Origin of the sequence: Kluyvera ascorbata ATCC 33433 (genome assembly GCF_000735365.1) — a bacterium.
GTDB lineage: Bacteria > Pseudomonadota > Gammaproteobacteria > Enterobacterales > Enterobacteriaceae > Kluyvera > Kluyvera ascorbata.
Genome location: NZ_JMPL01000004.1, coordinates 39,908 through 51,975 on the forward strand (window position 1 = coordinate 39,908; position 12,068 = coordinate 51,975).

Below are 12,068 nucleotides of genomic sequence, written 5' to 3' on the forward strand. Positions count from 1 at the left end.
TTCCCCGGCCCCCTCTCTGAAGCGTAAAATCCCGCCATTATCGCGTTACCCCCGATTAAATTAAGAAGGATTTCCCCATGGATAATGGGACGGATTACTGCGCTATTCTGCGCGCGGAAACGCCCATCATTGACGTGCGTGCCCCCGTCGAGTTTGCTCAGGGCGCGATGCCCGCGGCAGTCAACCTGCCGCTAATGAACGACGCTGAGCGCGCCGCCGTTGGCACCTGCTATAAACGTCAGGGGCCCGAGGCGGCGCTGGCATTGGGGCATAAACTGGTCTCCGGGCAGACGCGCCAACAGCGCATTGACGCCTGGCTCGATGCCTGTCGTCGCGCGCCGCAGGGTTATCTGTGCTGCGCCCGGGGCGGCCAGCGTTCGCATATCACCCAGAGTTGGATCAAAGAAAACGGTCTTGATTACCCGCTGATCGTCGGCGGCTATAAGGCGCTACGCCAGGCTGCCATTAAGGCTACCGAGGAACTGGTGCGCCATCCGATCGTGCTGATCGGCGGCTGTACCGGTAATGGCAAAACGCCATTGGTGCGCCAACAGCCGCAGGGGATCGATCTCGAAGGGCTCGCTCACCATCGCGGGTCGTCGTTTGGTCGTACGTTAACACCGCAGTTTTCTCAGGCTACCTTTGAGAACCATCTGGCAACCGCGCTGCTAAAAGGCGCATATCAGCAGGACAAGGTTCGCTGGGTGCTGGAAGATGAAGGTCATATGATCGGCGCTAACCACCTGCCGGAATGCCTGCGCGATCGCATGGCTCAGGCACCGATCGCAGTGGTTGAAGATCCGTTCGAACTGCGTCTCGAGCGTCTGCGTGAAGAGTATTTCACCCATATGCACCGCGACTTTACCGCCGCGTTTGGTGAAGAAAAAGGCTGGGAAGAGTACAGCGCCTATCTGCACCACGGCCTGTTCGCCATTCGCCGTCGCCTGGGGCTACAGCGTTTTGCCGAACTGACCGCCACGCTTGATGAGGCGCTGGCTGAACAGCAGCGCAGCGGTTCAACCGAGGCACACTTTGCCTGGCTGGTGCCGCTGCTCAACGAGTATTACGACCCGATGTACCGCTATCAGTTGGAAAAGAAAGCCAGCAAAATCGTCTTCCGCGGTACGTCTGAAGACGTGGTGCACTGGCTGTCAACGCACGCTTAAACCTTAAATAGCCAGCAGGCCGCAAAGTGGCGAGGGGCAATCTCCTGCATCGGCGGCTCCTGCTGCTGGCACTGTGGCATAGCCTGCGGACAGCGGCTGCAAAAACGACAGCCGCTGATTTCCTCAGTCGGGCTCGGAAGCTCACCTTTCAGTCCACCCAACTCCAGTTGCTGTATTCGCGGGTCAGGCACCGGCACCGAGGCCAGCAGCGCCTGCGTATACGGGTGCGCCGGGTGCTGATACAGCTCGCCCGCTGGCGCTACCTCCACCAGTTTACCCAGGTACATCACGCCAATACGGCTGGAAATATGCCGCACCATCGACAAATCATGAGCGATAAACAGGTAGGTCAGGCCAAGCTCCTGCTGAAGATCCTGCAAAATATTCACCACCTGCGCCTGCACCGAAACGTCCAGCGCCGACAAAGGCTCATCGCACAATACAAACTCCGGGCGTACCGACAGCGCGCGGGCAATACTGATGCGCTGGCGCTGGCCGCCGCTGAACTCATGCGGGAAGCGAGTCAAATGCTCAGGCTTAAGCCCGACCTTGTACAGCATCTCCTGGGCGCGTTCGCGCTGGGTGTGTGCATCGTAGCCATGAATTTTCATCGGCTCCGCCACCAGCTGCTGCACCGTCATGCCCGGGTTAAGCGACGACCAGGGGTCCTGGAATATCGCCTGCATTCGGCGACGCAGCGGTTTGAGCGTTTTCTCTGAGGCCTGCGCGATATCCTGCCCGTCAAAGGCGATGTCGCCGGAAGTAATATCAAACAGGCGCAGAATTGCACGCCCCACGGTGGACTTACCGCAGCCCGACTCGCCGACCAGGCCAAAGGTCTCTCCGGGCTGAATATCAAAGCTGACGCCATCGACCGCTTTAACCACCCGCTTCTGACTGAATATGCCGCCATTTAGCGCATAGTGTTTACGCACGTCGCGCAGACGAATTAACGGGAACTCGCTCATGCAGATGCCTCCTGTTGTACCCCTAACCAGCACGCCACCCGATGTCCTTCACCGCAGGTCCGAAAGGCGGGCGAACTATCGCACTGTGGCATTCGCTGCGAGCAGCGTTCTGCAAACGGGCAGCCCGGCGGCGGGTTAAGCAGGCCCGGAGGCGAACCTTCAATCGGCGACAGCCGATGTTCCGGGTCGTCAGCGCGCGGTAAAGAGGCCAGCAGGCCGCGGGTATACGGGTGCGCCGGACGCAGGAAAATATCCTCAACGCTCCCCTCTTCCATCACCAGCCCGCCGTACATGACGACTACGCGACTACACATCTGCGCCACCACGCCAAGGTCGTGAGTAATCAGCATAATGGCCGTCTGCGTTTGCTGTTGCAGCGATTTCAACAACCGCAGGATCTGTGCCTGAATCGTCACGTCCAGCGCCGTTGTCGGTTCATCAGCAATCAGCAGTTGAGGGTCGCAGGAGAGCGCAATGGCAATCATCACCCGCTGGCGCATACCGCCGCTAAACTCATGCGGATATTGGTTAAAGCGCCGCGAGGCATCGGCAATTCCAACGCTATCGAGCATCGCCAGCGCTTTCTCTTTGGCAGCGCTGCGGCTCAGCCCTTTATTGCGCATCAGGATTTCCGTCATTTGACGACCAATGGTCAGCACCGGATTCAGAGCGGTCATCGGGTCCTGGAAAATCATGGCAATCTCATTGCCGCGAATCTGTCGCATCTGCTGCGGCGTTTTTTGCGCCAGACAGTCTCCGCGAAAGCGCACGCTGCCGCCGGTAATTTTGCCGTTATTCCCCAGCAGTTGCAGGATCGATTTACAGGTAACGCTTTTCCCGCAACCTGACTCGCCAACGATCCCGATCAATTCCCCGGCGTTCAGCGAAAAACTGACGCCGCGCACCGCGTGAACCTCGCCATCGCGGGTAAAAAATGAGGTCTGTAGATTCTCAAGCTCAAGTAAATCAGGCATCGCGGTTGGCTCCCGGCTCGAAGGCGGTACGGAAGACATCGCCCAGCACGTTAAAACTAAATACGGTCAACAAAATCAGAATCCCCGGGAACATCGCCAGCCATGAGGCATCACCGATGTAGGACTGTGCGTTGTTAAGCATACTGCCCCACGAGGCGGCGGGCTGCTGTACGCCAAGGCCGAGAAAGCTGAGCGTCGATTCCATCAGGATGGCCGAGGCGATATTCAGCGTGGCAGCCACGATAATGGTCGGCAGTACGCCGGGAATAATATGGCGGGCAATAATGCGCAGCGGGTTTTCCCCCGACGCGCGGGCGTATAGCACGTATTCACGCTCCTTGACGGACAGCGTTTCGGCACGCACCAGGCGGGACATATTCATCCACGTTAACAGGCTGATAATCATAATAATATTATCGACGCCCGGCTTCAGGTACGCATTCAGCACCAACAGCAGGAAGAAGGCGGGAATCGCCATCAGAATATCGACAGCGCGCATCATCAGGTTATCCAGCCAGCCGCCGAAATAGCCGCTTATCGTCCCGACGAGGGTGCCAATCAGGGTGGAGAACAGCATCGCCAGAAAACCAACCATCAGCGAAATCCGCCCGCCGGAGAGCGCGCGGGTGAAGTAGTCACGGCCGTATTCATCGGTGCCGAACCAGTGCGCCGCATCAGGGGGTAACATGCGCGAGGCGAGCGACATCTGGTCGGGATCGTAAGGGCTTAAGCCTGCGGACAGCGCCGCAACCACAAAAATAAACAGCACCAGCAGGGAAAACTGCGCCGGACGATTGCGGCGGAGCTGGTGGCGAACGTTTTGCCAACGTCGATTCATCGTCAGTTACCTCAAAGTACGAATGCGGGGATCGGCAAAGCGATACAGCAGATCGGCCAGCAGGTTGCCAACGATCAGCATCAACGACGACAGCAGGATAATGGCCATGATCAGCGGGTAATCCAGCGAGGTGATCGCCTGGATCCCCAGCAGCCCCATCCCCGGCCAGGAGAAGACGCTTTCGGTCACATACGCCCCGACCACCAGCTCACCAAACGACAGTCCAAACAGGGTGATCACCGGCAGCAGCACGTTCTTCAGCACATGACGGAACAGGATCGTGCGGTAGGTTGCACCATAGGCCAACTGAGTCTGTACGTAGTCCGCGGACAGTTGGGTGATCGTGTTAGAACGCACATAGCGTACGTAGGTCGACAGGTTGTAAAACGTCAGGGCAATACAGGGCAGAATGCCGTGCCGCAGCACATCGAGCCAGCTGTCTTCCATGCCGATCGTGCGCATCCCCATACTCGGGAACCAGTTAAGCTGCACGGAAAAAACGGTAATCAGCAGAATGCCGAACCAGAAAATCGGCACCGAAATCCCCACGTACGCAAACAGGTTCAGCACGTAGTCGAGCCAACGATGTTTGAAAGCACCGGCCAGCAGGCCGAGCGGAACCGCCAGCACAATGGCCAGCAGCAGAGACGCGCCCATCAAACCGAGGGTGGCGGGGATCCGTTCGATGATCATCTCCAGCACCGGACGGTGGTAAATCAGCGAATACCCGAGATCGCCATGCAGGATATTTTTCAGCCACAGCAGGTATTGGGTGACCAGCGGTTTATCCAGCCCAAGGCTATGACGAATATGCTCAATATCCTCCGGCGACATTCGTGGCGTAATGTACGCCTGAACAGGATCACCCGGGGCGAGCTTTACCAGCAAAAACGCCACCAGCGAGATAAAGAAAAGCATCGGCAGCAGTTGCAGCAGCCGACGAGTCAACATTGTGTTCACGACATTCCCTTCACAAAAAGCCCCCGACGTCGGGGGCTAATAGCGCTTATTTTTGGTAGATTTTGGATAAATCCTGGAACATATAGACCGGTTTTGGTTCCGCTTCCTGAGTCCCGCCAAAGCGTTTATCTACCGCAACGACCGCGTTACTGTAGGCAATCGGGTAGTAGGTCATGTCCGTCGCCACCACCTGCTGCAACTGCTTATAGATGGCGCCGCGCTTCGCGCTGTCGGTTTCCGTAGCGCCTTTATCCCACAGCGCATCAAACTGTGGATTTTTATAATGCGCGTAGTTGTAGGCTTCATTGCTCATAAACAGCGATTTATAGCCGTCCGGCTCAGAACCCATGATGTAACCACCGAGGCTCAGCTCGTAGCCGGTGTTTTTCATATCAAGGCTACGTTGCGACATGGCATTTGCATCCAGCGGCAACAGCTCAACGTTGATGCCCAGCGCTTTGAGCTGCTGCTGAATATACAGCCCCATGCTCTCCTGGGTTTTGTTGGTGTTGATGTAGGCCAGACGCAACTTCAGGTCGCTCGGCGCGCCGGAGGCTTTCAGCAATGCTTTGGCTTTTTCCAGGTCGTAGGCGTACTGTTCAACGTCATCAGAGTGATACAGCGTGTCTGGGGTCAGGAACGAGGTGGCCGGTTTCGCGTAATCGAGCGAGGTAAAGGCCGTGGTGACCAGATCGTTTTTATTCAGCGCATAAGCAATTGCCTGACGCAGCGCTTTGCTCTGCATAACCGGGACATTCTGGTTAAAGACCATGTAGGCCAGACGCCCTTCAGGATAGGTCACGAAATTAAACTTATCGGTCTTTTTCAGGCGTGACACGTCCTGCGGGTCAATCATCTTGAGGTTGATCTCGCCGTTTTGCAGCGCAAGGTTGGCCGAGTTACTGTCTTTCGCAAAGCGATAGGTCACGGAATCAAGCTTCGGCTTGCCATTCCAGTAACCGTCAAAACGCGTCAGCGCGTAATACTGACCCGCACGATACTCTTTAAATTTGAAAGGCCCAGAGCCAACCGGCGCATCGTTTCTGCCGCTCTTTTCCAGATCGTTTTCGTTAGCAAACACGTGCTGTGGGATCGGGTAGATCTGCACCAGCGTGCCGACGAACGCCGCGCTAACCTGCGGTAAGGTGAATTTCACCGTTAAGTCATCGACCTTGCTGACCTGCACCGGCTTACCGCCGTACATGAACATGCTGCGGAAGAAGCTGTGCTGCTTTTCATCCAACAACTTATTAAACGTAAACACCACGTCGTCGGCGGTGATTGGCTGACCATCCTGCCACGTCAGGTTCGGTTTGAGTTTCAGGATATAGCTCAGGTTATCCGCCGACGGCTCCAGGCTTTCCGCCAGACCCCATTCGATTTTGCCATCGTTGTAGCTGTATAGCGGGGCATAAAGCGCCTGCATAATGGTCAGCGTGGTGCGGTCGCTGGCATAAATAGGGTTCACCGCCAGCGGGTCGCCGGAAGTAATGCCGATAATCAGCGAACCACCCTTTTTTGGCGCGCTGTCGCTGCTGGCGGCAGGAGCGTTAATCGTTTCTTTATTTTTGGCATCATCACAGCCCGTTAAACCCAGCGCCAGTGAAATTAACGCTGTGGGAACCCATAATTTACGCATGCTTCATTAACTCCTTACCCTTAAATTTTTAATTCTTTCAAAGAAATAAATGAACGGACCGGTGTTATTAAGATATTTCACAACCTTTTCATTGCGCAGGACTTTATGTCTATCCCGTTTAATTATTTACGCGCTATATAAACGCGATTATCAATCGCTAAGCAATTGAATCCACTTCACATTGCTAACAGGTTCACAGTTCCGACCATATAAAATAAAGCGTGTAATATCAGATAGATAATTTCGCTAATAGTCGTAAAAAACGAATAAAACCACGGAATTGAATATTGGGAATTATAACCAGCTGATGTGTAACAAAAAAGCGGGAAACGAGGCGAGAGTTAGATGTTATTTAGCTAAGGAAAGATAAAAATAAACTAAGCAAAGGGCGGCAATGCCGCCCTTTTATTACGATTAGAAATCGTAACGCAGACGAACCAGGTTCATATCACCCAGGTCATCGGTACTGGAGGTGAATACGTGTTCGTAGTCAACACGGAAACCGTAATCCAGCTGGAAGCTGATACCTACGCCGTTGTCGATACGCTGGTAGTTGCGACCATTCACGTATTCAATACGGTCACCCATGAAGTATGGCTGAACGGATTTAAGCGCGTACTGACCCACTGGGATTTTGTAGCCCGCGAAGTATTCCACGCCCCATGCATCGCCCGCGAAGTAATCATGTACGGAAGATTTTTTGGTGGTCATGAAGTTCTGGTACCAGCCGCCGCCGAGGGAGAAGGTCCAGTTATCCGGCGTCCAGCTCAGCGCGGTACCCAGGATGTTCTGATCGTAGGTTTTGCTTTCGCTGCTGTAGGTGGTGTTCATATCAGCACGGGTGTAGTTCCATGCCGTACCCCAGCTCAGGTCATCGGTGATGTGGTAATCCACGCCCAGTGAACCGCCGCCTTTACGTTTGTAAAGCAGGCCGTTGTTCAGGTTCAGGTCATCGTTGAACAGGTAAGAAGCGTAGAGGTCCACGTCACCTACAGTTTTCTTATACTTCAGGGATTTACGAGTACGGTAAGAACCATCGTAGTCACCGTTGATACCGTTACCTGGCGCCTGACCAATCATGTCATAGTCCCAGATATCGGTTTTCGCGCCGACCACATCGTAGTAGATGCTGTTCTGTTGACCGAAGGTCAGCGTACCCCAGGTATCGCTCTTCAGGCCGGTGTAAAGCATACGACGGGTAGTGTTGTTCGCGCCTTCAGCGTAGTGGTTATCCCAGTCGAAGACCGCTGGAATGTTGACACCTAGCTCGTAGTAGCTGACCCAGCTGATGTCATCAAACAGGTAGTAGTCAGCTGCGAAACGGAAACGGGTGCCGCCGTCAAAGCCATTACGTTTGTAAGAGCCTTTGTCGCCGTCGCCGGTCATCATGTTGAACTGCGGACGAATACTCCCGCCCACGGTGAAGTTCAGACGGCTCAGCGGGTTACCAGCCTGAGGATCCTGCTTGAGCAGGGTAATTTCAGCCTGGGATGCGAAAGACGTCAATGCCACTGCAGCGCCGATCGAGATCGCCAGCGCTTTCATTTTTATAGTCATTATTTTTCCTTGATAGATTACGTGCCATCTATTTGGCACACAAATCTTATCGTTTATTAATAAATTACACCTGACTGATTTTTAATGAAACGTGCGACTTAGCGCTGCAGAATTACCGAATGGTGCCCTAAAACGGGCAAATTGATGAAAGGATGAGCAATTTTGCGGGTGCGGAAAGTGACCCGGCGGCGCTGCGCTTGGCCGGGCTACTCATAATCTGTAGCCCGGGCGAGCACAGCGCCGCCGGGAAATAGCTAGCTGGAAAACTGGCGGAACAGCGCCCTACCCTTAAGCAGACGCAGCCCCAATCCCCCGCCGCACAGCGACAGCAGCAGCGCCCCGCACAGCGGTAGCGCCACCCACAGCCGCCAGTCCGGTGACCACGGGAAGTCGAAAACCTTCGTTTGCAGCATCGCCAGCGCGGTCTCCGCGCCGATGGCCGCCACCAGCCCGGAAATCGCCCCTAGCAGGGCAAACTCCGCCCACAGCGTCAGACGCAGCAGCGACTTTCCGGCACCGAGAGTGCGATAAACCACCAGCTCCTGATGACGCTGGCGCATGCCAACCTGAACCTGCGCCAGCAGCAACAGCACGCCGCAGGCGGTCACCAGAACCACCATCACCTCCAGCGCCCGGCTGACCTGCGCCAGCACCTGACCAACCTGTTTTAAGATAGCGCCAATGTCCAGCAGGCTCACGGTCGGGAATTCACGGTTTAGCTGAGTCAGCAGCGTCGTGCCGTGGTCCCAGCGGAAGCTGGTGAGCCAGCTTTGCGGCTGACCGTCTAGCGCACCGTCCGGGAAGATAAAGAAGAAGTTCGGCCGCAGGCTTTCCCAATCGACCTTACGAATGCTGCTTACCTTCGCCGTAAAGTCCTGGGTATCACCGGTGAAGGTCACGCTATCGCCAAGGCCAATGTTCAGCCGCTGCGCCAGCCCTTCCTCAATAGAAACCTCCCCTGATTTTGGCGGCCAGACGCCTGCCACCAGCGGGTTATGCTGCGGCCGCTGATTTTGCCAGGTAAGGTTCAACTCGCGGTTCAACGATTCATCTTTATTACCTTCGGTGCTATGACCGTTGATCTGGGTGAGACGCGCGCGAACGATCGGGTAAAACGCCGCCGGGATCACCTGATGCTCCGCCAGGAAGGTTTTCACCTCACTCACCTGCTCCGGGGCAATGTTGATCAGAAAATAGTTCGGGCTTTCCGGCGGTAGCTGCTGTTGCCAGCGATCCAGAAGATCGCCACGCAGCACCAGCAGCAGCGCCAGCAGCATAAACGAAAGCGAGAACGCTGCCAGTTGGCTAAGCGTCGACCACGGCTGGCGCAGCAGACGATTCACCGCCAGACGTAGCGGCAGCGCGCGCAAAGTGATGCGCTTCAACACCTTGAGTAGCAGCCAACCCACCAGCCCGCACAGCGCCGCCAGCACCACCGCGCCCGCCAGCACCGACCACAGCAGCGGGCTACCGCCCATCAACCACGCCAGCAGTACTACCGTGACGATACAGACCAACGGCAGGTAAATTTTCAGCGGCCAGACGTTGGCCACTATGTCCTGTCGCAGCACGCGCAGCGGCTGAGTGGCCAGCAGTAACCGGTACGGACGCAGCCCGACCAGCAGCGAAATCATCGTCATTGACCCCACCGCCCACAGCCACGGCCAGGCGCTAGCGGCAGGTAATGCCGCTGGCAGCACCGGCTTGAGCAGCGCTAGCAGGACCGACTCAAACAGCAGACCCATCGCCCCACCCGCCAGCGCCGAAAGCGCCAGCAGCAGCACCCACTGGCCGATAATCAGTTTGCGCAGCTGCGACCGTCCGGCACCTAAGGTTTTCAGCACCGCCACCAGATCGTAGCGACTGCGGCAGTAGTGGCCCATCGCCACCGCCACGGCAGCCACCGCCAGCAGCAGCGTCAGAAGTGCCGAGAGCAACAGGAACTGCTGGGAGCGCTGTAGCGATTTGCCTAACGCACCGTCGTCCTGATCCGGGCCAATCCAGCGGTGCTCAGGCTTGAGCTGAGGCAGCAACCAGCTTTCGTAGCTGGCAAGCTGCGCGGGCGTGCCGGCAAACTTATAGCTCCAGCTTACCCGGCTACCGGGCTGTACCGCGCCGGTTTTCGCCACGTCGGCCAGGTTCATCATCAGCCGGGGCGCCATCTGGAACGGGTTAAAGCCGCTGTCAGGCTCCTGCACCACTTCCCCGGCAATACGCAGCGTGGCGTCGCCAACGTCAAGGTTATCGCCGGTTTTCAGATTCAGCAGCGCCATCAGGCGGGGAGCCAGCAGCACCGTCCCGGCCTGCGGTTTCAGGCCCGCCGGTTCGGTTTGCAGGTCGCCGTACAGCGGGTAGCTGTCATCCACCGCTTTCACGTCGGCAAGCTGCGGCGTATCGCCCGCCCAGGTCATGGTCGAGAAGTTAATTTTTTCGCCAACCGTGAGTCCCTGAGCGCGCGCGTGCTCAATCCACTGCGTTGGGGCTTCACGCGAACTGCGCAGCACCCGATCGCCCGCCATATATTCACGGCTTTGTTGATTGAGCCCTTTGTCCATGCGGTCGCTGATGCTGCCCAGCGCCAGCACGCAGGCCACCGCCAGGCTCAGCGCCAGCCAGACAATCAGCAGCGACGGCGAGCGCCACTCCCGCCAGAACCAGCGTAAAATCATGCCTCCTCCCGTAGCTGCCCGTCGACCAGCCGCAGCCGTCGGTCGCAGCGCGCGGCAAGCTGCGCATCGTGGGTCACCAGAATCAGCGTGGTGCCGTGTTCACGGTTAAGTGAGAAAAGCAGGTCGGCGATTTTGTCACCGGTCTGACGGTCGAGGTTGCCGGTCGGTTCATCGGCAAACAGCAGATCCGGGCGACCATTAAAGGCGCGCGCCAGCGCCACGCGCTGCTGTTCACCCCCGGAAAGCTGCGCCGGGAGATGGTGCAGACGCTTGCCTAACCCCAATTGTTCCAGCAATGCCTTTGCCCCCTGGCGGCTTTGCCCGTCACTTTCCCCACGCAGCAGCGCAGGCAGCTCAACGTTCTCCAGCGCATTAAGCGTTGGGATCAACATGAAGGACTGGAAAACGAAGCCGATATGCTGGGCACGCAGGCACGCTCGCGCTTCTTCATCGAGCTTCTCCAGCGGATGCCCCAGCAGCTTCACCTCGCCGCTGCTGCCGTCATCCAGCCCGGCCAGAATCGCCAGCAGCGTCGACTTCCCGGAGCCCGACTCGCCAATCAAAGCAAGGGTTTGCGCCGGTTTGACAATCAGGTTAACTCCGGTAAGGATGGAAAGCTCATGCTCCCCCTGACCGACGGATTTCTTAAGATGATGCACTTCAAGTACGTTTTCCGCTGGCATTTGCCTGTCCTGTTTTTGATTCTGTTTAGCCTGCGTGCCGCGGCGGCGGACACGCTGTTAGTGCTTGGCGACAGCCTTAGCGCGGGCTATCGCATGGCGGCCAATACGGCCTGGCCGGCGCTGTTGAACGATAAATGGCAACCTGACATCACGGTGGTGAACGCCAGTATTAGCGGCGATACCTCAGACCAGGGGCTAGCGCGCCTGCCCGCACTATTGCAACAACATAAACCACAATGGGTGCTGGTTGAACTCGGCGGCAACGATGGACTGCGCGGTTTTCAGCCGCAGCAAACCGAGAAAACGCTGCGCACGATTCTGCAACAGGTGAAAGCCGCCCATGCCCAACCGTTATTAATGCAAATTCGTCTGCCAGCAAACTACGGACGCCGCTATAATGAGGCCTTCAGCGCTGTATATCCGCGGCTCGCCAGCGAGTTTTCTATTCCACTGCTGCCCTTCTTCATGGAAGAGGTCTATCTCAAGCCGCAGTGGATGCAGGATGATGGCATTCATCCCAATCGTGACGCCCAGCCGTTTATTGCTGACTGGATGGCGACACGCCTGGCTCCATTAGTTAATCACGATGCCGGAAAGTAAAGCGGTGTCTTCAG

General features: G+C 56.8%; 10 protein-coding genes. 2 read left to right on the forward strand and 8 right to left on the reverse strand.

Annotated features, from left to right (window positions below; all coding sequences use genetic code 11):
- Nucleotides 1-77 precede the first annotated feature (77 nt).
- A complete protein-coding gene (mnmH, locus tag GKAS_RS02030; RefSeq protein WP_035891796.1) occupies nucleotides 78-1,166 on the forward strand; it encodes a tRNA 2-selenouridine(34) synthase MnmH in 1,089 nt (362 codons plus the stop codon).
- On the opposite strand, the gene GKAS_RS02035 is transcribed toward mnmH, so the two are convergent.
- The 8 genes from GKAS_RS02035 to ybbA all read right to left on the reverse strand — a co-directional run bounded on the left by GKAS_RS02035 (nucleotide 1,163) and on the right by ybbA (nucleotide 11,454).
- Entirely contained in the window at nucleotides 1,163-2,134 is a 972-nt protein-coding gene (locus GKAS_RS02035; protein ID WP_035891798.1) for an ABC transporter ATP-binding protein, read from the reverse strand. The two genes, mnmH and GKAS_RS02035, sit on opposite strands and share 4 nt — an antisense overlap.
- On the reverse strand, nucleotides 2,131-3,108 hold the full coding sequence (locus GKAS_RS02040; RefSeq protein WP_035891799.1) for an ABC transporter ATP-binding protein: 978 nt from the start codon (nucleotides 3,106-3,108) through the stop codon (nucleotides 2,131-2,133). The genes GKAS_RS02035 and GKAS_RS02040 overlap by 4 nt, the downstream gene beginning before the upstream one ends.
- Nucleotides 3,101-3,946, reverse strand: a complete 846-nt coding sequence (locus GKAS_RS02045) for an ABC transporter permease (RefSeq protein ID WP_035891800.1) — start codon at nucleotides 3,944-3,946, stop codon at nucleotides 3,101-3,103. The genes GKAS_RS02040 and GKAS_RS02045 overlap by 8 nt, the downstream gene beginning before the upstream one ends.
- 6 nt (nucleotides 3,947-3,952) lie before the next feature.
- The gene (locus tag GKAS_RS02050) at nucleotides 3,953-4,897 is read right to left on the reverse strand and encodes an ABC transporter permease (RefSeq protein WP_035891801.1); all 945 of its coding nucleotides are present in this window, start codon (nucleotides 4,895-4,897) and stop codon (nucleotides 3,953-3,955) included.
- Nucleotides 4,898-4,952: 55 nt separating this feature from the next.
- Nucleotides 4,953-6,545: an ABC transporter substrate-binding protein gene (locus GKAS_RS02055; protein WP_035891802.1), complete on the reverse strand. Its 1,593-nt coding sequence runs from the start codon at nucleotides 6,543-6,545 to the stop codon at nucleotides 4,953-4,955.
- 414 nt (nucleotides 6,546-6,959) lie between these two features.
- Nucleotides 6,960-8,102: a porin gene (locus GKAS_RS02060; protein ID WP_035891803.1), complete on the reverse strand. Its 1,143-nt coding sequence runs from the start codon at nucleotides 8,100-8,102 to the stop codon at nucleotides 6,960-6,962.
- A gap of 254 nt (nucleotides 8,103-8,356) precedes the next feature.
- The gene (gene ybbP / locus GKAS_RS02065) at nucleotides 8,357-10,771 is read right to left on the reverse strand and encodes a putative ABC transporter permease subunit YbbP (protein ID WP_035891804.1); all 2,415 of its coding nucleotides are present in this window, start codon (nucleotides 10,769-10,771) and stop codon (nucleotides 8,357-8,359) included.
- Nucleotides 10,768-11,454, reverse strand: coding sequence for a putative ABC transporter ATP-binding protein YbbA (gene ybbA / locus GKAS_RS02070; RefSeq protein WP_035891805.1), 687 nt, complete (start codon nucleotides 11,452-11,454; stop codon nucleotides 10,768-10,770). Before ybbA ends, ybbP begins: the two co-directional genes overlap by 4 nt.
- Here ybbA and tesA point away from each other — a divergent pair.
- Complete coding sequence (gene tesA, locus GKAS_RS02075) at nucleotides 11,422-12,054, forward strand: multifunctional acyl-CoA thioesterase I/protease I/lysophospholipase L1 (RefSeq protein WP_115074570.1); 633 nt, start codon at nucleotides 11,422-11,424, stop codon at nucleotides 12,052-12,054. The genes ybbA and tesA overlap by 33 nt on opposite strands.
- Nucleotides 12,055-12,068: the final 14 nt, after the last annotated feature.